The organism is Paracoccus sp. R12_2 (assembly GCF_017744015.1).
In the GTDB taxonomy this organism is placed as follows: Bacteria; Pseudomonadota; Alphaproteobacteria; order Rhodobacterales; family Rhodobacteraceae; genus Paracoccus.
On sequence record NZ_JAGHRA010000008.1, the window covers coordinates 132,714 to 152,402 of the forward strand.

The window sequence follows — 19,689 nt, forward strand, 5'->3', positions numbered from 1 at the left end:
CAGGCCCTCTACAGCACGGCTTCGATCAGGAACGGTCCCTTGCGCGACATCGCCGCGCGCAGAAGATCGTGGAATGCCTCGCATGTGTCGGCGCGGGCGGCCTCGACACCCATCCCGTTTGCAAGCCTCACCCAATCCAGCGCCGGATCGTCAAGATCCAGCATCCTGCGGGCATTCTCGCCCGCCGTCCCGGCACCGACATTCTTCAGTTCACCGTGCAGGATCTTGTACAGCCGATTGGCGAAAACGATGGTCACGACGTCCAGCCGTTCGCGGGCCTGGGTCCACAGGCCCTGCAGCGTGTACATGCCGCTGCCGTCGGCTTGCAGCCCGATCACCTTGCGGTCGGGACAGGCCACGGCTGCGCCCGTCGCCATCGGGATCCCGTCGCCGATCGCGCCGCCGGTCAATTGCAGGAAGTCATGCGGCGCGGCGCCATGGGTCGTGCGAAAGAAATCGCGACCCGAAGTCACCGATTCATCGCAGACGATCGCGTTCGGGGGCATGAGGTGGGCCAGTGCGACGGCGATGGCATCGGGGTTCAGCGCCCCGGTTGGCATCGCGGGGCTGTGCCGCGTCGCAAGGCGGGCGGCTGGGACGGGACCGATCGCGTCTGCCAAAGCCTCGATCGCTGCAGGGATATCGTCGTGCGGACCCGCCAGCGTGATCACCTCGCAGTCCTCGGGCAGCATGCTGCCGGGCTTGCCCGGATAGGCGAAAAAACCCACCGGCGCCCTTGCACCGATCAGGATCAGCCGCTGCGTGTCGGCAAATGTCTCAAGCGCCTGGTCGATGACATAGGGAACCCGGTCAAGCGCGACCCGGCCCGCACCCCGCTGCATCCGGCCATTGGCCTGCTGCGCCATCAGTCGCGCGCCGGTCTTGGCGGCGATGCGGTCCAGCATTTCGGTGTGCGGCGCACGCAGCGCGCGACCTGACACAAGGACGGTGGTGGCCGGGCCGCTGCGCAGCGCCGTGGCCGCTTTCGCGATCGCTGCCGTGTCGGGGGCGGGCAGGGCAGGGGCGACGTTGTGCGGGGGCACGGCAGAAGCGGTTTGTGTCCACGCCGCGTCCGCGTGCAGGATCAGCGTGGCAATGCCGCCTGCGCCTGACCGTGCTGCCTCGATCGCTTCACGGGTGCGGTCTGCGACGCTGTCGGCGCTGTCCGCGCGTCCTACCCAGTTGGACATCGGACGGGCGAGGCTGTCGATATCGCTGGTCAGCGGGGCATCGTATTGCAGGTGCCCGGTCGCATGATCGCCGACGATGTTGACCATGGGCGTATGTGCCCGTCTGGCATTGTGCAGGTTCGCCAGCCCGTTCGCCAGACCGGGTCCCAGATGCAGCAGCGTCGCGGCAGGCTTGTCCGCCATTCTCGCGTATCCATCGGCCGCCCCGGTCACCACGCCTTCGAACAGCCCCAGGATACAGCGCATCCGCGGCTGCCGGTCCAGCGCGGCGACGAAATGCATTTCGGACGTGCCCGGATTGGCAAAGCAGGTGTCGATGCCGTTTGCCAGAAGGGTTTCGCACAGAAGATCGGCGCCGTTCATGGGGTCTCCATCAGGGTTTCAGCATCGTTGCCCAGATCCGAGATCCGCGACCAGAATGGCGCGTTCAAGTCTATCAGGTCCGAGAACAGACGATATTTCCTTTGGGCATAGGCCGCCACTGCCCCCTGTTGCGGGGTGGCGCGTTGCGTGGCCGCGCCGATCCAGGGCGATGCGTCGGTGGCCCCCAGCAAGTTGCGCGCCGCGATCAGGGCCAGGCCGCGCAGGCCAGCATGGGCGCCGGGGCTGCGCTGGATCTCGCACCCGGTCAGGGTCGCCAGGAACCGCGCAAAATGGCCGTCGCCGGCCAGCCCCCCACCCAGCGACAGCACCCCGGCGGGCGCACCCATCATCTGGTGGCTGGCATGGGTGACAAAGGCCAGCGCCTCGCGCCCGGCCCAGGCGATCTGGCCGGGCGTGGTCGCCGCGCTCAGTCCGAAAATCGCGCCGGATGCGTTCGGGTCGGTCCACGGCGCCCGTTCGCCCCCCGGTTCCAGGAAGGGATGCAGGATCACTGATGAATATTCGGGGCCTGCGGGCACCGGCAGGTCGGTGAATTTCTGCGACAGGTGGCGCAGCAGCGAGGCTCCGTTGAAGCAGGGATGAAAGCACAGATATCCCGGTCCGGCGGCGAACTGCTGGATCATCGCACCGGTCGGCATCCGTGGCATCGCGTCCGGATCGTCCAGCAGGCAGGCATGGATCGCGCTGGTGCCGAAGATCGAGGCGCGGGTCACGTCAGGCCTTGTGCCAAGCCCCAACCCGATCAGCGTCGATTGCACGTCCCCCGGTCCCAGCAGGACCGGCAGGCCCCCGGGCAGTCCGGCAAGGCGCGCGGTCTGGTCCGACAATTCCGCCCGCGCCGCGCCCAACGCCGCCAGTTCCGGCAGCAGGTCCAGCCCGCTGGTCAAGCCCAGATGTTCCTGAACCTGAAGTGCAAGCTTGCCATCGCGCCAGTTTCCCCAGACCGGCAGCAGGGCGGTAGGTTCGGCGATCATCTGGCCCGTCAGGCTGAAGAACAGCCATTCCTTCAGCCGCAAGGCCTTGGCGATCCGAACATGACGATCGGGGTCGTGTCGCTGCAGCCACAGCAGTTGCAGGCTTGCCGATGCCGCGGTCGGGCGGGAACCGGTCGCGGCCTGCACCTGATCCAGTTGCGGTGCCAGGCTGCTGGCCAGGTCGCGGGCCCGCCCGTCCAGCCATGTCATCGCGCGCCCGACCGGCACACCATCGCGATCCACCGGCCACAGCCCGTCGCCCTGTCCGGTCAGGATCAGCCCGGTGACTGGGCCGGTGATCTGCGTGGCGCAATCGCGCAGCACCGTCATCGCCTCGGTCCGGGTGATCTGCATGTCCTGTTCCACCCGCACACCGTCCCGGTGCAGCGCGCCGTTCGGCCGTTCCGCACTGGCCAGCAGGTTGGCCTGTCCGTCGAAGGCCGCCGCCTTGACCGAGGTGGTTCCGGAATCAAGACACAGGATCGTCGCGTTCATGGTTCAGGATGCCTGCCGCAGCCCTTCCAGCGCCGCGCTGCTTTGTTGACCGTATGTCTTGAACTTGACCAGCACCTCGGCGATCTGGTCGTCGGACAGGATCGGCGGCTCGCCCATCGGAAGGCACAGCAGGTATTGCGTTGCCAGTTCCTCGACGGTGACGGCCAGGGCCAGCGCGCGCGCGATGGTGGCGTGGCCTGCGATGACGCCGTGATGCGCCATCAGGCAGGCGCGGCGCCCCTGCAGCGCGCTGACGACGCGGTCGGCCAGCTCCTGCGTGCCGAACAGCTCATAGGGTGCGCAGCGGATCGTGCTGCCGCCGGCCGCCGCGATGACATAGTGGATCGCCGGAATGTCGCGCCCCAGAATGGACAGGGCCGTGGCATGGGTCGAATGGGTATGGACCACCGCATTCAGGTCGGGCCGCGCCTGCAGGATGTCGCGATGAAAACGCCATTCGGACGACGGCTGCACCTCGCCTTCATAGGTGGCATCCCAGTTCATCGCGACCACGTGTTCGGGCTGCAGCTTGTCATAGGGAATCCCGGTCGGCGAAATCAGGAACCCGTCGCCGTGCCGGACGCTGATATTGCCCGAGGTCCCCTTGTTGATTCCAAGCCGATTCATGTTGCGGCAGGATTCGATCAGTTCGCTGCGCAGCGCGCGTTCGTCATCGGTCATTGGACAACCTCATTTGCAGGGAAATCGCGGCGGCTTGCCGTCAAGGATCAGTTTGATGTCACCGGCGATCATGGTCGCGGCCTTGGTCGCCGAATAGCGCGAGGCCCCCGCGATATGCGGCGACAGGGTGACATTGGACAGTTTCAGCAGCGGCCAGTCCGCGGGGGGCGGCTCGGGTTCGAACGTGTCCAGCGCCGCACCCTTCAGTTGGCCCGAGACCAGCGCATCGTAAAGCGCGTCGTAGTCCAGAACCTGCCCCCGCGTGGTATTCACGATATAGCCACCGGGCTTCATCATCGCGATGCGCTCGCGCGACATCATGCCCTTGGTCTCGGCCGTCACGCGCGGATGCAGCGTCACGACATCGGATCGCGCCACAAGATCGTCCAGATCGGCCTTTTCGAACCCGGCGTCGATTTCGGCCTGGGTCAGTTCCTTGAACGGGTCGTAGATCAGGATCCTGCAGCCGAAGGGCTGCAGCAACCGGGCAACGCGGGTGCCGATATCGCCATATCCGACGATCCCGACGGTCAATTCGCACAGTTCGGGGCCGGTATTGTCATAGTGATAGAATTCGCGCCCGAACTTGCCGCTGGCGACGATCTGGTGCCCCCGGATGATGTTGCGCGTCTCGGCCAGCAGCGATGCGACCGTGAACTCGGCGACGGCAGACGCGTTTCGTCCGGGCGTGTTGACGACGGTGATCCCGCGCTCCCTCGCGGCGGCCATCTCGATGTTGACAGGTCCGCCGCGGGATACGGCGATGGTCTTCAGGTGCGGCGCGTGATCAAGGCTGTCTGCCGTGATCGGCGCAAGATGCGTGATCAGGATGTCGAGATCGTGCAGAAAATCGAAATATTCCTCGGGTCTGCCGACAAACTCGCCGACTGGCAGGGTCGGGTCGTGTTTGGTCGATTTCAATCGCAGCGGCCAATCGATCTGCATGCTGCGGATCGTCAGATCGCGGCCGGTCAGGGTGTCGCGCAAGGCCGTCTCGAAAAATTCAGGCTGCATGAAGCCGTCGCCGATGATGCCGATTGTCAGTGCGTCAGTCATGCTTTTCTCTTTGCGTTGGGCTGGTCTTCGAGGCCCGGCAGGACCGTGCGGTATTCCTTGGGATCAAGGGCACGTTCCTCCATGACTTCGGCGCTGTGCTGGGCAAAGGATGGCGGCGCACGGCGATAGCTGGCTGGCGTGCGCGACAACTTGATCGGGCTGCCGGTTCCGCGATATCCGCCGATATCGACCACCATCTCGCGATGCCGGGTATGCGGATCGTCGATCACCTGGTCGATGCTGCGCACGGCACCGCAGGGAACCCCGGCCTTGATCAGGCGATCCGACAGCTCGATCGCGTCGAAATCGGCCAGCGCGGTTTCCAGCAAGGTCTTCAGCGTATCGCGATGCTGGTTGCGCTGGCTGTTCGATGCGAAGCGGGGGTCATCGGGCAGGTCGGGCCTGCCGATCATCTTGCAAAGCGTGGTGAACTGCCTGTTGTTTCCGACCGCCAGAAAGATCGGCTCGGACCCGGTCTCGAACGTATCGTAGGGGCAGATATTGGGATGCGCGTTGCCCGAAGGCTGTGCCACCTTGCCCGACAGGTAATAGTTCGGCAGATGCGGATGCAGCAGCGACACCCCGCAATCATAAAGGCTGGTTTCAATGAACTGGCCCTTGCCGCTGATCGCGCGTTCATTCAGGGCCATCAGGATGCCGATCGTCGCGTTCAGTCCCGTGACCATGTCGACCACAGGCACGCCGACGCGCAGGGGCTGGCCATCCTTTTCGCCGTTCACGCTCATGATCCCGCACAGGGCCTGAATGGCCGCATCATAGCCCGGCAAGCCGCCCATCGGGCCGTCCGAGCCGAATCCCGACACCCGGCAATGGATCAATCGGGGAAATCGCCGTGACAATTCGTCCTGTCCCAGGCCCCACCGCTCCATCGTGCCGGTCTTGAAATTCTCCAGCAGGACATCGGCGTCGTCCAGCAGCGCCAGCAGCAATTCGCGTCCCTTGTCCTGCGACAGGTCCACGGCAATGCCGCGCTTGTTGCGGTTCAATCCCTGAAAATAGCTTGCCGCGTCGCCCAGGAAGGGCGGCCCCCAGCCGCGCGTTTCATCGCCCGCGGGTGGTTCCAGCTTGATCACATCCGCACCATGGTCCGCCAGGACCTGCCCGGCATAGGGGCCGCCCAGCACGCGACTGGCATCGATTACCTTGAGATTGGCCAGTGAGCCGAAAGTGGTCATGCGGATGCTCCGTGAGGGATCGTCTCTGCCAGATCGCGACGCCATTGCGCTGCGAAGGCGGGGTAGGTTTCGGAAAGCTCGTCCAGTACCCGGCCGCGCAGCAGCGACAAGGTCGCCGCGTCCGGTTCCGGGGTCAATGGCGGGGTATCGTCGTGGTCGAACGTGAAGCCGGTCGCCTCGATGATCTCTGGCAGGGAATGTCCGGGATGCACGCTTTCGAGGCGAAAGCCCGGACGCTGGCTGTCAAAGCTGAACAGGGCCTTGCTGGTCAGCAGGGCGACCGGCCCGCCAGGACGGTGGGTTTCGGGCGCGCTGATGCCGGGTGCACTGATGAAATCGACCTTTTCGACCAGGACGCGAGGGCTGTGTTCTTCGCGAAACAGGATGACGCGCGGCACCGTGAAATAAAGATACGCCGATCCGAACGAACCCGGCCAGCGGACGGACATCCGGGGATAGGCGCCGACACCGACCAGATTCACATTCGCCATGCCATCGATCTGGCCGCCACCCAGAAAGAACGCATCCAGCCGTCCTTGTCCGGCGCTGTCGAACAGCTCGGCCGATCCGTTGGTGAAGAAGTTGTGTTCGACCGACCCCAGGATCGACAGCCGAACCTTGCGCCGGTCTTCGACCAGCGCGCGCCGCAGCATCGCGCCCGCCGCGGGCATTGGCGATGATGCGCCGACCGCGACATGGCGGACATCGTGCAGCAGGCCTGCAATCGCGCAGATCAGGATTTCGCGGGGCAGGGCGGTCATGCACAGACCTCTTGCGCCATGTAGTCGGCAAACCCTTCCGGGGTTCGCGCAGCAGTGGCATAGCGGACCATTTCATCGGTATCCGTCGCGTATTCGCCCCATAATCCGTAAGGCCAGGCACCGCGCGGCGCTTTGGCGACCGCGTCGACATACAGGGCCGGCAGGGTGCCTGCGGCGGTGGTTTCATCGGCCAGCAGGCTGCGATCGACGATCCGTTCAACCGTGACCAAAGTCTGCGTCGCGGCATAGGCCATCGCGGCCAGTTCGCGGCGGCGACCGATCCAGACATTGCCGTCGCGGTCCGCCATCGGCGCGTGAAAGATCGCGAAGTCAGGGCGTATGGCCGGGATGATCGCGATGGAATCGCCTGTCTCCAACGGGTTGTCGATGACCTGCCAATCAGCCCTTTGCGCCAGAATGTCCGATCCGATCAGGCCACGCATGGGCATGAAGGGCACGCCTTTCTGGGCGGCCAGCAGGCCCGCATGTATCGCCGGGCAGGTCGCGTCCATGACCCGGATGCTGCCCTTCTTTACCGCGTCGTTGAAGCGTGGTGCGCCCCCGGCTTCGCCCAGGGACACCGCGCTGGTCTCGACACAGCGCACCAGCCCGGCACCGATCAGCTGATCGACCTGCAATCCCCCGGTCGGCACGCAGACAAGGTGCAGATCGCCCGCGCCTTGCCGGATCAGCGGGCGCGTCATGGCCATGGAAACCCCGGCATAATCCACCGGCAGCGCCAGTGACATGCCTGGCCGGACAAGGCTTGCAAGCGCCCGCAGATGTTCAGCCATGCAGCCCTCCCTTTGATCGTTCCAAATTATGGAACAACGTTCTGTAATTGATACTAGGCGCAGACTTAAGATCAAGTCAATCGCCTGTCTGCAACCGCTCTGGAGCCGCTTTTACTACATCGCCAGCGGTTTTTCTTGACAAACGGCAGCAGCGCGACACAATAAAACAGAATAGCGTTCTATAATATGGAACGATGGGAGGAAAGATGATGCAGATACAGGCGCGGCGAGCGATGCGGTCCGAATCGCCGGATGTTCAGCCGGTCTCGACGACGCCCGCGCAACAGGCGATCGGGTCCAGCATCTCGGTGCGCAGTGTCGTCAAGAAATATGGCGCGTTTGTCGCGGCAGACCGCGTCAGCCTGGAAATCGAGCCGGGTGAGTTTGTGACCTTGCTGGGTCCGTCGGGCAGCGGCAAGACAACGCTTCTGAACCTGCTGGCAGGTTTCCAGAATATCGACGGTGGCGATATTCTGGTGGATGGCCGTCCCATCCAGCACGTTCCGACGCATCGGCGCGGCTTTGGCATGGTCTTTCAAAGCTATGCGCTGTTTCCAAACATGACGGTCGCCCAGAATGTCGGTTTTCCGCTGCGCATGGCCAGGATGGACCGGGCCACGACAGATCGCCGGGTCGCGGAAACGCTGGAGATGATGCGCCTGTCGGAACATGCGCAGAAGCTGCCGTCCCAGATGTCCGGCGGACAGCAGCAACGGGTCGCGATCGCCCGCGCAATCGTCATGCGGCCCAAGGTTGTCCTGATGGATGAACCGCTGAGCGCGTTGGACCGGCGCTTGCGGGAATCGATCCAGATCGAACTGCGCGAGCTTCATCAGACCATCGGCAGCACCATCCTGTTCGTCACGCATGATCAATCCGAAGCATTGACCATGTCCGACCGCATCGCCGTCATGGATGCCGGACACATCGTGCAGGTTGACCGCCCGGTGGAAATCTATCGCAGACCGCAAAGCAGGTTCGTCGCCTCGTTCGTCGGCGAAAGCAATCTGATCGACGCCGAGGTGATCGAGAGGAAGGGAAAGGTTCTGACCCTGCGCACGCCCGGTGGCCATGTCTTCGAGGCGGCCTCGCGCGATGGGGTACACGAAAGGCGTGCCACCGTCCTCGTCCGGCCCGAAAGGATCAGGATCCACGATCAGCCGACGTCGCACAGCATGCCGGCGACCGTCATTTCAGCCCTGTTTTTGGGCGAGGTGCTGCGGATCGAGGTGCGGCTTGATGACGGCCAGACCCTTCTGATCCGCTGTTCCGACACGTCCGAGATCACGCTGCCGCAGGTGGGGCAGAAGTTGCAGATCGGGTGGGGCGCGGCAGACGGCTGGGTTCTGTCATGACCGACGCGACGCCGACTGCCGCCCCGTTGCCCGCCCGCGCAGCCCTGGCACAGCGTTTGAAAGATCCCGCGCTGCTGCTTGTGCCCGCCGTGGTGTTCCTGGCGCTGATCTATGTCTTTCCGCTGATCGACCTGTTCCGGGTCAGCATGTCCGGCCCGACATGGTCGACCTATTTCGAACGGGTCTTCTCGGTCCCGCTTTACTGGGAATCGCTGCTGCGGACGATGCAGATCGCATTCACCGTCGCCTGTCTTTGCGTACTGTTGGGATATCCGACGGCCCTGCTGATCCATCGCACCCGCGGTCTGACGCAGATCCTGATCGCGACGGCGGTGATCCTGCCCTACTTCATCGCCATCCTGATCCGCACCTATGCGTGGATGGTGTTGCTGGGCCGAAACGGTCCGATCAACAAGCTGTTGCAGATGCTGGGACTGATCGACACCCCGATCGGGTTGCTGTTCAACCGGGGCTCTGTCCTTCTGGGCATGACGGCGGTGCTTCTGCCGCTGATGGTGCTGACGATCTATGCTTCGGTCTCGCGGCTTGATCAGGGGCTGACACGAGCCGCGCTGGCATCGGGCGCGGGTCCGTTGGCAGTGTTCTGGCGGGTGCTGCTGCCCCTGACATTGCCGGGTATCGGCGCGGGGTTCCTGTTGGTCTTCGTGGCCGGGATCGGCTTCTTCATCACGCCGACCCTTCTGGGCGGACCGGGCGACCAGATGTTCGCCATGCACATCACCCAACAAGCCGATTCCATCACTGGCGAGGGATTCCTGCAGGCGCTGGCGGTGGTTCTGCTGGTGATCACCCTGATCGTGGTCGGTATCGCAGGCCGCATCATGGGCTTCGAATTCATCTGGGGCGGCGGCAAGATGGATGCAGGCGCCAGAAGCCGCGCGCCTGCACCCAAACCTGCTGCGCGCGCGCGCCGGCGCGGCCCCGGCATGGTGATCGCCGATCTTCTGGGCTGGCCGATCCTGCGCATCATGGGGCGCCTGCCGGCTGGCTGGGGGCACTGGACGGTGCGCGGAATGGGCGGCTTCGTCGTCGCGACGCTGGTCATCCCGATCATCGTGGTGATGATCATTTCCTTCAGCAAGGCCAGCTACCTGACCTTCCCGCCGCCAGACTGGTCGATGCGCTGGTACGAGAAATTCTTCTCGGACAGCAACTGGATGTCGGCGTTCTGGAACTCGCTTGCCATCGCGTGCCTGTCGGCCGTCATCTCGGTCAGCCTGGGTGCCACGGCGGCGATGGGGATCGTGCGCAGCGATATCCGCTACAAATCCGCCCTGATGCTGCTGCTGGTCAGCCCGATGATCGTGCCGCCGGTGGTGCTGGGCCTGTCGCTGTACAGCCTGTTCCTGAATGTCGGGTTGACCGGCACCTATCTTGGGCTGGCGGCGGCGCACGCGATCGGCGGCATCCCCATCGTGGTCGTGATCGTCGCGGCATCGTTGCAGGCGGTGGATCGGCGGCTTGAACAGGGGGCAGCCGTTCATGGCGCCTCGCCGCTGACCGTCTTTCGCACCGTCACCTTGCCGGCCATCGCGCCGGGGCTTGGCGCGGCGATCTTCTTCGCGTTCCTGCATTCGTTCGATGAACTTGTGCTGTCGCTGTTCCTGTCCAGCCCGCGCATGAAGACCCTGCCGCTGATGCTGTGGGCGGACATCAACTATCAACTGAACCCGGTGCTGGCGGTCGTTTCGACGCTCGAGGTGCTGTTGGTCGTGGGCGGCATCATCCTAGCAAGGCCCGTCCTTGCGCGGGGCCGTGCCGCCTGACGTGAAGACAAGAAATCCAATGGAGGAGGATGACATGGTTGGAATGAAGAAGACGATGGGAACGGTATCGGCACTGGCGATGGCCGCGCTGATCGCCGGCCCCGCGCTGGCCGAAGGCGAAGTCGTGATGCAGGACCCCGGTGGCGCCTACGGCGATGCGCTGCAAGAGGTCATGTATGACAGCTTCGAGGACGAGACCGGCATCGATGTCGTGACCGTGCAAGAGGCGCGTTCCGGTCCGCGGATCAAGGCGCAGGTCGAAGCCGGCAAGACGGAATGGGATCTGACCTTCATCTTCGACCAGGAAACCAAGCTTCTGGGCGATTGCTGTCTGGCCGATATCGACTACGACAAGATGTCGGACGAAGCGAAGAAGACGCTGGACAGCATGCCGGAAAACCTCAAGCGGCCAAAGGGCGTCGCGCTGCAGGTGATCGGCGTCGGCATGGTTTACAACACCGATGTCTATTCCGAACAGCAGCCCGAAAGCTGGGCTGATTTCTGGGATGTCGAGACGTTTCCCGGCAATCGCTGCCTGCCCGCATGGCCGCGTTTCGTGATGGAAGCGGCGCTGATGGCTGACGGGGTCGCGAAGGAAGACCTGTATCCTGTCGACGTGGAACGCGCTCTGAACAAGATCGAAGAAATCAAGCCGCATGTGTCGAAATGGTGGACGACCTCTGCGCAGGCCCCGCAACTTCTGCTGGATGGCGAGGCGGACATGTGCATGGCCTATACCGGATCGTCCTCGATCCTGGCGCTAGAGGGGGCGCCGCTTGAGGTCGAATGGAACCAGGGCTTCGTTTATTATGACTTCTTCTCGATCCCGAAGGACGCGCCCAACTACGACAACGCGCTGAAGCTGCTGTCATGGCGGCTGGATTCGCAGCGCGCCGCAGAGCTGACCTCGGTCTATCCCGTGGCGTTGCCGTCGCCGTTGGTCTACGAGGCGGCCGATCCCGAAATCAGCAAGTATTGGGCCAACAACCCCGACAACCTTGCCAAGGCGATCGAATGGAGCCCAGATTACTGGGGGGGCGAGTCGGAACAGGGCACGATGACGAACGAGGAATACGGCCAAGAGCAGTTGAACACGCTTCTGGCGCAATGATCCGGCGGCCGGGCGTACAAATGCCCGCCCGGCCCGCCAACAACATCCGCGCGGGCCATCACGGCCCGTGCAAGCAGGGAAAGACCAGACCGGGCCATGGACAAGGCATTCATCAAGGGGCTGCGGCTGATCGAGGAACTGGCGCACAGCGATCAACCGCGCGGCATCACCGACCTTGCCAACACGCTTGAACTGACCAAAAGCAACGTGCACCGCCTTCTGGCCACGCTGATTTCGCAAGGCTATGTGCGGCAGGTGCCACCGCAAAGCCACTATGCCCTGACCACGCGGATCTGGGAATTGGGCAGCCATGTCATTCGCCGCATGGACCTGACGCAGATCGCCCGTCCGGCGATGATCCGTCTGGCCGAGCAGACCGGCGAGACCGTTCACCTGTCGGTCCTGGATGGGTCGGACGTCGTTTATCTGGACAAGATCGAAAGCGCGCATCACATCCGCGCGCATACCAGCGTCGGATCCCGCGCCCCGGCATATACCGTCGCCACGGGCAAGGCGATGCTGGCGCAGATGCCCGATGACTATATCGACCGCTTCGAAGGGCGGATGGAACGTTATACCGACACCACGCGCACCTCGATTGCCGAATTGCGCGAGGATATCCGCCTGACGCGCGAACAGGGTCACGCGATGGTTCCCGAAGGCGAATGGCGCGAGGGCATCGCCGCCTGTGCCTGCGCGATCCTGAACCGGACCGGTGACCTTGCCGGCGCGATCGGCATGTCCGGCCCGGATTTGCGGATCAAGCGCAAGCAGCTTAAGGAGATCGCGCCGCTGGTCATGGACGCGGCGCGCGCCATCTCGACCGCCCTTGGCTATGCGCCGCGCGGTTGAGATCGCAAGACAACACAGAAGGAAGACAGATGACCGCCTATCCCGATACCAAGCTGTTCATCGACGGAACCTGGCGTGCAGGAGAAAGCGGCCGGACGATCCCGGTCACTGACCCCTCCAGCGGAGAGGTGATCGGTCAGTTGGCCCATGCCGACCGCGAGGATCTGGACGAAGCACTGGCCGCTGCAGATCGTGGTTTCAGAATCTGGAGCGCGACCGGAGTCTTCGACCGCTATCGAATCATGCGGCGCGCGGCCGAGTTGCTGCGTGAGCGCGCAGACGACATCGCCGCCATCATGACCCGCGAACAGGGCAAACCGCTGGCCGAGGCGAAGGGCGAGACGATGGCGGCCGCCGACGTGATCGACTGGTTCGCCGAAGAAGGTCGCCGCACCTATGGCCAGATCATCCCAGCGCGCGCCGCGGGCGTCACGCAGATGGCGCTGAAGCTGCCGGTCGGTCCGGTGGCAGCTTTCACGCCGTGGAACTTTCCCATCAATCAGGTCGTCCGCAAGCTGTCGGGCGCACTGGCCGCGGGCTGTTCGATCATCGTGAAGGCGCCCGAGGAAACTCCGGCAGCGCCGGCCGAACTGATCCGTGCCTTCGCCGATGCCGGCGTTCCGGCAGGTGTCATCAATCTTGTCTATGGTGTTCCGGCAGAGATTTCAGAGTATCTGATCCCGCATCCGGTGATCCGCAAGATCAGCTTCACCGGTTCGACCCCGGTCGGCAAGCATCTGGCGGCGCTTGCCGGGCAGCACATGAAGCGCGCGACGATGGAACTGGGCGGCCATGCGCCGGTGATCGTCTGCGAGGATGCCGATATCGCGCAGGCCGCCAAGATCACCGCGGCCAGCAAGCTGCGCAATGCCGGGCAGGTCTGCATCTCGCCCACGCGATTTCTGGTGCAGGAACGGGCATTCGAGCCGTTCCTGGATGCGTTCAGCGCGGCGATGTCGGCGACGCCGGTCGGCAACGGGCTTGATGACGGCGTTCGCATGGGGCCGCTGGCCAATGATCGCCGCGTGGCCGCGCTGCAGGATCTGGTCGGTGACGCGATCGCGCAGGGTGCGCGGCTTGTGACCGGCGGCGAAAGGATCGGCAATACCGGCAATTTCTTTGCGCCGACGGTTCTTGCGGATGTGCCCGTCTCGGCCCGGATCATGAACGAGGAGCCTTTCGGCCCGGTCGCCGTCGTGAACCGCTTCGAGGACCTGAGCGATGCCATTGCCGAAGCGAACCGCTTGCCCTTCGGGCTGGCTTCGTATGGTTTTGCCCGTTCGCCCGAAGCCATGCACCGTCTGGCTCATGAGGTCGAGGCGGGCATGATGACGATCAACCATATCGGACTGGCGCTGCCCGAGGTGCCCTTCGGCGGGGTCCGCGATTCCGGCTATGGCACCGAGGGCGGGTCAGAGGCGATCGACGCCTATATGGTGACGAGGTTCGTGACGCAGGTGGCGTGACAGACCGCTGGGCAGACGCCGCAAGCGCGGCGTCTGCGCCCTAGTACATCACGGTATGAAGCGTGACGACCGCGTGGGTGTCGTCCTTGATCTGTGCGCTGCCGCGCGCCAGCAACCAGCCATCCGCCCGTTCCAGCCGGGCCACCAACTGCCGAGGTGACGACGCTCTTGCGCCGGTCGGATCTGGCAGGGAAAGGGTGATCTTTCGCGATTTGCCGTCGCTTTCGATCCTTGTTCCTGCAGCCATGGATCGGGCCTCGTCCTGACCGGCAGGCGGGTCCAGATACACGACAAGCTGGCCTTTCGGAACGGTCTTGCCGCCCTCGAATTCGACCGTAATGCCAAGGTCGTCCGCGCGTGCGGCGCTGGCGCGGGCGGCAGCGGCCGCCGCAAAGGTCGCAGTGCCGAAGGCCAACAGGACCGAGCGGCGGGTCGCAAACTGTTTCATGTCATGCCTCTTGCGTCGGTCATGTGCCGGGGCGTCGGGCCGCGGCCCCACACGGCAGAACGGGGCGCCGGACAGCGCCCCGTTCATGGGGTCCATCAGACGATATAGAAATCGCTGGCCGAAAGGTCCAGGTCGGGGGTCAGGCGCGCGAACCTGATTGCGTCCTCCTGTCCCGACCCGTCCGCGTCGTAGGACAGAACACCGTTTCCGCTGTCATAGACGATGCGGTCGTCAGCGTCCTGTGCGGTGCCGCTTGAACTGCTGTGGAACGCGCCGAAGCTCAGCGCGCCGCGTACACCGATCCCGTCGAAGGCATCCGCGTCCAGCACGATCAGGTCGTCGCCCACCTCGAAGTCCCTGACCCGGTCGATATTGCCATCGCCAAGCGCCGTCGAGAAGCGGAAGCTGTCCTCGCCCGTGCCGCCGAACAGGACATCCGCCCCCAGCCCGCCATCCAGCAGGTCGGAACCGGCGCCGCCGCGCAGCGTGTCCTGACCCGCCTCGCCGGGTTGGACCGGGGCCGGCGGAAATTCGACCGACACGTTCAGCTTGTATGTCGATCCTTCGGGCACGGATTCAGACCAGCCATCGCCCGGTGCGTCGGGCGACCAGCTTCCTTCGAGGATATAGTAGGTTCCGGTTTCCTCGACGGTGAAGACGGTGCTGGAATCGCGATTGCTGGTCGATCCCGGATCGCCGCCGCCATCGTCGTTCTGGGCGACGATGTTGCCATCGGCGTCCAGCAGCCTGACCCAGCTGTCATGAACGTCAGGGTCGGCGATGCCGTCGATATCGATGCTGATCACCGTCCCGACCGCCAGGTCGATGCTGTAATATCCGCCTTCGCCGTTGCCGGTGGCATTGACCGTGGTGTGAAGCACGGTGGTCGAATCGAAGATGTCGGGATCCTCGGCCAGCGAGAAGTTGTCGGAAATATCGAACGCCGTTTCGATCGAGTTGTTCGCGGCATCCGGTCCCAGCGTCGCGTATCCGCTGCCCATGCCGGGCTGCGGAACGGGATCGCCCTGATCTGCAAAGTCACCGATCAGACTGTCATCGCCGCGGCCCCCGCGCAGGTTGTCGTCACCACCCTGACCGATCAGCATGTTGGCAGCGCCGTCCCCCCGCAGCCGGTCGTCGAACCCGGACCCCGAGACATTTTCGATCGAGACAAAGCTGTCCCCGGCCGATCCGCCGCTGGCCAGATTGACGCGAACGCCGTCGTCGGCCCCCGCATAATCCGCCGTGTCGCGTCCCGCGCCGCCGTTCAGCGTGTCCTGTCCGGCGCCTCCCGCCAGCGTGTCGTCGCCGCGGCCGCCCGACAGTTCGTTGGCCTGATCGTTGCCGATGATGTAATCGTCATGGAAAGAGCCGATGGCGTTCTCGAACCCGGCAAGGATGTCGTGGCGGATGACGGTGCCGCGTCCGACGATCTGCACGGGTCCGTCCGCATCGCCGCCGCTGGCAGTGCCCTGGGCCAGGTCGATCCGGACGCCGGCTGGACTGGCATCATAGACGACGGTGTCGGTTCCGTCGCCGCCATCCAGGTAATCCTGCCCGGCACCCCCGATGATGGTATCGTCGCCGCCTTCGCCATACAGGATGTCGCCGTCATTGCCGCCATCCAGAATGTCGTTGCCGTCCCGGCCGTTGAAGTAATCGCCGCCGCCTTGGCCGATGAAATGGTTCGCCGCTGATGTGCCGATGAAGCGGTCGATCCTGTCATCCGATCCGATCAGGTTCTCGATGCTGTAGAAGGTGTCGCCCGAGGCCGTGCCCCCGCTGGCGACGTTGGTTTCAAGGTTGACCAGCAACTGGAACGGGCTTTCCTGGCTGAAATCGACCGTGTCGCTGCCGGCGCCGCCGCGGAAGACATCGACGCCTGCCTGACCGCGCAGCATGTCGTCGCCTTCGCCGCCGTCCAGAGTGTCGTCACCCGCGCCACCGACGATGGTGTCATTGCCGCGACCGCCATACAGCGCGTCATCACCGTCATCGCTTTCGGTCTGGTCATCCAGATCTGCGACCGGGATCGTGTTGTTGATGTCGCGGCTGGCAAGTGAATCGCGCCCGCCGATGATCAGGTCGTCGCCACCCAGGCCGAAGATCGTGTTGCCGCCGGCGCCGCCGTCCAGCGTGTCGTTGCCCTGTTCGCCGAACAGGATGCTGGCAAGGGGCGGGCCGCCATCGCCGGCCGGATCTTCGTCATCGTCGGGGCCGGGATCGACGGCGCTGCCGCCCGCGTAGATGATGTTTTCGACATTCGCCACATCGCCGATATCCAGCCCTTCGGTCACGACGACGATCGTATCGTTGCCGCCGTCGACCTCTTCTCGCACGATGTCATCCAGTGAATCGACGAAATAGACGTCATCGCCGCCATTGCCGGCCATGCGATCCGCGCCGCCCCGTCCATCCAGCACGTTGTCGCCGTCATTGCCGATCAGGATGTCGTCGTGGCGGCTGCCGATCCCCTTCTCGATGTAATATTCCGTTTCGTCGGCGTTATGGCCGGCGAAGATCGAGACATTGTTGCTGTGTCCATTGACGCTGGAAAACTGGCCTGCGCGCAGGTCGAGGATCGTTCCGGCGGTCGAGCCTGAAAAGTCGATGGTATCGTCGCCGCCGGTGTCGTGAATGACGAAGCCGATATCGTGCTGCATGCCCGACGCGGTCAGCTCGTAACCATATTCGGTGCTGTTGAACCCATAGACATTGTCGCCGGTGTTCAGGTTGATGGTCTGGTAGGTTCGCTGCCCGTCCTCATCCACGGTCGAGAAGAAGCGCCGGGTCACCGCCTCGATATCCGCCATCAGCGGGGTTACGGCCGACCAGCGGCTGTCCTCGCCCACGTCGATGCCGTCGAAATACGACATGACGCTGTATTGCTGGCGGTCATAGATCCAGGTGGCGTTGTTCAGATAGTTGATCTGCACGCCGCCGGGGCCGCTGTAATTGTAAAGACCGGGGTGGTTCAGGCCGAATTCATGGCCGAATTCATGCACGAAGGAATCGAAGACATAGCCGCCGATATCGGTCTTGTTTGGTTCGGTATCGTGGAACCGCTGGCCGATGCTGACATAGCGGTTGCTGGAAAACGCAGACCCGTCGCTTGGTTCGCCCAACTCGGGGCTGACGACCTCCATCCAGTCGGTTTCGGAATCGAAGGGCGTGTCATCGACGATCTCGAATTCAAGGGGGGTGACAGAAGACCACATCGACAGCGCGCCGATCGCGGCGGCCTTGTAGTCCGGGTGATCGTTCAGTTCGGTGACGTTGATCCGCAGCGGCTCGGCCGCGATTTCCGGCGTCAGGCTGCGATTCAGCGCGCCGACATAGTCGAGGAACGCGTCATAGTCTTCGCTTTTGCCGTAAGGATTGTCCGGCGTCTGGTCGTTGACCCACCATTCTTCATTGACCTGAGTTGCGCTTGGCATGATCTGAACCTCCCTGTTCAACAACTTTGGGTGGATAATCCTGCGTCGGTCGACGCCACGAAAAAGCTGCACGCATGGCGTGTAGTGCCTTTGCCGTATTCCACCTGAGTCGATAGTGATCCGGGTTGCTCAAGCTGTCCATGAGTCTTGGTTCTGTACATCTGAATAATATTGATATGATAAAACAATATGTTATTTAAAAGTGAGAATCGGGCAGGCGAAAACTGGCCTGCCCGTATCGGCGGATGGGCGATCTTGCGCCTGCGCGGTGCGTAGGCTGGATTTGACGCACTGGATCCGGTGTGGGGGTGCGAACCGGCAAAAGTTGCGATCAACCCAAGGGGTATCGAGCGGCACCGTGCCGGTCGTTCCGAAAATTGCAGGTCGCCGATCTTGGCAGGCACCGACGATCCCGTGCCGCGCCGGGCTTGTTCCGCGTGGTTGGGCGTGAATAGGTAGCCCATCCAGACAGGAGAACGCATGAACAGAACCGCCGCCACCGCCCCGAATTCCGATCTGGACAAAGCCCTGCTGTCCTTTCGTCCGGTCTGCGCGACGCCGGTCACGGTCGCCGATCTTCAGGCGCGCCTCGCCGATCTGCAGGCGGCGATCCGGGCGGCGGGCCTTGCGGCGATCTGGCTGGACGGGTCCAGTTCGCTGACCTATTTCACCGGGCTGCGCCTGGGGCAGTCCGAACGTATCCACGGCGCGCTGATTTCTGCCGACGGTCCCCCCGCCTATCTGACGCCGGTCTTCGAGGCGCCGAAGCTGCAGGCGATGCTGCAGATCCCCGGCAGGATGCTGATGTGGGAAGAGGATGAAGATCCCTTCGCACTGATCGCATTGCATCTTGAAAGCCTGCCGGGCAGCGGCCTTGGACTGGACCCGGCGATGCCGTTCCGGTTCGCCTCGCGCATGATCACGGCGATGCACGGCCAGGTCAGTTCCGCGACCGAGATCATTGCCGGCCTGCGGCAGATCAAGTCCCCTCGGGAAATCGCCATCATCCAGACCGCCATGGATGTCAGCTGGAACGTCCAGCGCGCCGTTCATGCAGGGTTGCGCGCCGGGATCACGACGACCGAGGTGGGCCAGTTCATCGACGCGGCGCATCGGGCGTCCGGCATGAAACCGCTGTTCCATGCGGTCCAGTTCGGTGCGGCGACGGCCTATCCGCACGGCGTACCGGACCCGCAGACGCTGTGCGAAGGGGACATGGTGCTGGTCGATCTGGGCGGGAAGATGGACGGCTATCAGTCCGACATCACGCGCAGCTATGTCTTCGGCACGCCCACCGCGCGGCAAAGGCACCTGTGGCAGGTCGAACATGCGGCCCATGCCGCCGCCTTTGCCGCCGCGCGGAACGACGTGCCCTGCGAAGCGGTGGATGCGGCAGCCCGCAAGGTGATCGTCGCGGCGGGGTTCGGTCCCGGCCATGCGGTGCCCGGCCTGCCGCATCGGACGGGACACGGCCTTGGTCTGGATATCCATGAAGAGCCGTGGATCGTCAAAGGCAACCGGACCCTGCTGAAGCCAGGCATGGTGTTTTCGATCGAACCGATGCTGTGTGTCTATGGCGAATGCGGGATCCGGCTGGAGGATATCGTTCACATGACCGCAGACGGCCCGCGCTGGTTCAGCCCGCCGGCCGAGGCGATGGAGCGTCCATTTGGGTAAGTAACATTGACCTTGCATCCCGCTT

16 protein-coding genes are annotated in these 19,689 nt (G+C 63.9%); 6 read left to right on the forward strand and 10 right to left on the reverse strand.

The genetic code is table 11. From position 1 onward, the window contains the following. Nucleotides 1-8 precede the first annotated feature (8 nt). The 7 genes from J7359_RS11500 to J7359_RS11530 are packed head-to-tail and all read right to left on the reverse strand — an operon-like array spanning nucleotide 9 to nucleotide 7,531. Complete coding sequence (locus J7359_RS11500; RefSeq protein WP_209056787.1) at nucleotides 9-1,553, reverse strand: acetolactate synthase large subunit; 1,545 nt, start codon at nucleotides 1,551-1,553, stop codon at nucleotides 9-11. Continuing rightward, nucleotides 1,550-3,043, reverse strand: coding sequence for an FGGY family carbohydrate kinase (locus J7359_RS11505; protein ID WP_209056788.1), 1,494 nt, complete (start codon nucleotides 3,041-3,043; stop codon nucleotides 1,550-1,552). Before J7359_RS11505 ends, J7359_RS11500 begins: the two co-directional genes overlap by 4 nt. A gap of 3 nt (nucleotides 3,044-3,046) precedes the next feature. Then, nucleotides 3,047-3,724 carry a class II aldolase/adducin family protein gene (locus J7359_RS11510; protein ID WP_209056789.1) on the reverse strand — a complete coding sequence of 226 codons (678 nt, stop codon included), beginning with the start codon at nucleotides 3,722-3,724 and terminating at the stop codon, nucleotides 3,047-3,049. Between the two features lie 9 nt (nucleotides 3,725-3,733). Then, on the reverse strand, nucleotides 3,734-4,780 hold the full coding sequence (locus J7359_RS11515) for a 2-hydroxyacid dehydrogenase (RefSeq protein WP_209056790.1): 1,047 nt from the start codon (nucleotides 4,778-4,780) through the stop codon (nucleotides 3,734-3,736). Continuing rightward, nucleotides 4,777-5,976, reverse strand: coding sequence for a CoA transferase (locus tag J7359_RS11520; RefSeq protein ID WP_209056791.1), 1,200 nt, complete (start codon nucleotides 5,974-5,976; stop codon nucleotides 4,777-4,779). The genes J7359_RS11515 and J7359_RS11520 overlap by 4 nt, the downstream gene beginning before the upstream one ends. Continuing rightward, on the reverse strand, nucleotides 5,973-6,737 hold the full coding sequence (locus J7359_RS11525; RefSeq protein ID WP_209056792.1) for a CoA transferase: 765 nt from the start codon (nucleotides 6,735-6,737) through the stop codon (nucleotides 5,973-5,975). Before J7359_RS11525 ends, J7359_RS11520 begins: the two co-directional genes overlap by 4 nt. Further along, a complete protein-coding gene (locus J7359_RS11530; protein ID WP_209056793.1) occupies nucleotides 6,734-7,531 on the reverse strand; it encodes a CoA transferase in 798 nt (265 codons plus the stop codon). The genes J7359_RS11525 and J7359_RS11530 overlap by 4 nt, the downstream gene beginning before the upstream one ends. Nucleotides 7,532-7,737: 206 nt before the next feature. Here J7359_RS11530 and J7359_RS11535 point away from each other — a divergent pair, with 206 nt between their 5' ends. The 5 genes from J7359_RS11535 to J7359_RS11555 all read left to right on the forward strand — a co-directional run bounded on the left by J7359_RS11535 (nucleotide 7,738) and on the right by J7359_RS11555 (nucleotide 14,102). Then, nucleotides 7,738-8,886, forward strand: a complete 1,149-nt coding sequence (locus J7359_RS11535) for an ABC transporter ATP-binding protein (protein ID WP_209056794.1) — start codon at nucleotides 7,738-7,740, stop codon at nucleotides 8,884-8,886. After that, complete coding sequence (locus J7359_RS11540) at nucleotides 8,883-10,673, forward strand: ABC transporter permease subunit (protein WP_209056795.1); 1,791 nt, start codon at nucleotides 8,883-8,885, stop codon at nucleotides 10,671-10,673. The genes J7359_RS11535 and J7359_RS11540 overlap by 4 nt, the downstream gene beginning before the upstream one ends. A 34-nt stretch (nucleotides 10,674-10,707) precedes the next feature. Then, nucleotides 10,708-11,784, forward strand: coding sequence for an extracellular solute-binding protein (locus J7359_RS11545; RefSeq protein WP_209056796.1), 1,077 nt, complete (start codon nucleotides 10,708-10,710; stop codon nucleotides 11,782-11,784). A 96-nt stretch (nucleotides 11,785-11,880) separates the two neighbouring features. Next, the gene (locus J7359_RS11550; protein WP_209056797.1) at nucleotides 11,881-12,636 is read left to right on the forward strand and encodes an IclR family transcriptional regulator; all 756 of its coding nucleotides are present in this window, start codon (nucleotides 11,881-11,883) and stop codon (nucleotides 12,634-12,636) included. Nucleotides 12,637-12,665: 29 nt separating this feature from the next. Further along, nucleotides 12,666-14,102, forward strand: a complete 1,437-nt coding sequence (locus J7359_RS11555) for an NAD-dependent succinate-semialdehyde dehydrogenase (RefSeq protein ID WP_209056798.1) — start codon at nucleotides 12,666-12,668, stop codon at nucleotides 14,100-14,102. 40 nt (nucleotides 14,103-14,142) lie between these two features. Here J7359_RS11555 and J7359_RS11560 read toward each other — a convergent pair whose 3' ends face one another. From J7359_RS11560 to J7359_RS11570, 3 genes are all read right to left on the reverse strand, one after another. Continuing rightward, nucleotides 14,143-14,550: a hypothetical protein gene (locus J7359_RS11560; protein WP_209056799.1), complete on the reverse strand. Its 408-nt coding sequence runs from the start codon at nucleotides 14,548-14,550 to the stop codon at nucleotides 14,143-14,145. A gap of 95 nt (nucleotides 14,551-14,645) precedes the next feature. After that, nucleotides 14,646-17,987, reverse strand: a complete 3,342-nt coding sequence (locus J7359_RS11565; protein ID WP_209056800.1) for a M10 family metallopeptidase C-terminal domain-containing protein — start codon at nucleotides 17,985-17,987, stop codon at nucleotides 14,646-14,648. Between the two features lie 17 nt (nucleotides 17,988-18,004). Next, the gene (locus J7359_RS11570; protein ID WP_209056801.1) at nucleotides 18,005-18,451 is read right to left on the reverse strand and encodes a hypothetical protein; all 447 of its coding nucleotides are present in this window, start codon (nucleotides 18,449-18,451) and stop codon (nucleotides 18,005-18,007) included. 16 nt (nucleotides 18,452-18,467) lie between these two features. Here J7359_RS11570 and J7359_RS11575 point away from each other — a divergent pair, with 16 nt between their 5' ends. Then, on the forward strand, nucleotides 18,468-19,664 hold the full coding sequence (locus tag J7359_RS11575) for a Xaa-Pro peptidase family protein (RefSeq protein WP_209056802.1): 1,197 nt from the start codon (nucleotides 18,468-18,470) through the stop codon (nucleotides 19,662-19,664). The last annotated feature ends 25 nt before the right edge of the window (nucleotides 19,665-19,689 follow it).

Coding starts and splice junctions, on each gene's coding strand:
- J7359_RS11500 (WP_209056787.1), bottom strand. CDS start 1,553: ATGAACGGCGCCGATCTTCTGTGCGAAACCCTTCTGGCAAACGGCATC.
- J7359_RS11505 (WP_209056788.1), bottom strand. CDS start 3,043: ATGAACGCGACGATCCTGTGTCTTGATTCCGGAACCACCTCGGTCAAG.
- J7359_RS11510 (WP_209056789.1), bottom strand. CDS start 3,724: ATGACCGATGACGAACGCGCGCTGCGCAGCGAACTGATCGAATCCTGC.
- J7359_RS11515 (WP_209056790.1), bottom strand. CDS start 4,780: ATGACTGACGCACTGACAATCGGCATCATCGGCGACGGCTTCATGCAG.
- J7359_RS11520 (WP_209056791.1), bottom strand. CDS start 5,976: ATGACCACTTTCGGCTCACTGGCCAATCTCAAGGTAATCGATGCCAGT.
- J7359_RS11525 (WP_209056792.1), bottom strand. CDS start 6,737: ATGACCGCCCTGCCCCGCGAAATCCTGATCTGCGCGATTGCAGGCCTG.
- J7359_RS11530 (WP_209056793.1), bottom strand. CDS start 7,531: ATGGCTGAACATCTGCGGGCGCTTGCAAGCCTTGTCCGGCCAGGCATG.
- J7359_RS11535 (WP_209056794.1), top strand. CDS start 7,738: ATGATGCAGATACAGGCGCGGCGAGCGATGCGGTCCGAATCGCCGGAT.
- J7359_RS11540 (WP_209056795.1), top strand. CDS start 8,883: ATGACCGACGCGACGCCGACTGCCGCCCCGTTGCCCGCCCGCGCAGCC.
- J7359_RS11545 (WP_209056796.1), top strand. CDS start 10,708: ATGGTTGGAATGAAGAAGACGATGGGAACGGTATCGGCACTGGCGATG.
- J7359_RS11550 (WP_209056797.1), top strand. CDS start 11,881: ATGGACAAGGCATTCATCAAGGGGCTGCGGCTGATCGAGGAACTGGCG.
- J7359_RS11555 (WP_209056798.1), top strand. CDS start 12,666: ATGACCGCCTATCCCGATACCAAGCTGTTCATCGACGGAACCTGGCGT.
- J7359_RS11560 (WP_209056799.1), bottom strand. CDS start 14,550: ATGAAACAGTTTGCGACCCGCCGCTCGGTCCTGTTGGCCTTCGGCACT.
- J7359_RS11565 (WP_209056800.1), bottom strand. CDS start 17,987: ATGCCAAGCGCAACTCAGGTCAATGAAGAATGGTGGGTCAACGACCAG.
- J7359_RS11570 (WP_209056801.1), bottom strand. CDS start 18,451: ATGGGCTACCTATTCACGCCCAACCACGCGGAACAAGCCCGGCGCGGC.
- J7359_RS11575 (WP_209056802.1), top strand. CDS start 18,468: ATGAACAGAACCGCCGCCACCGCCCCGAATTCCGATCTGGACAAAGCC.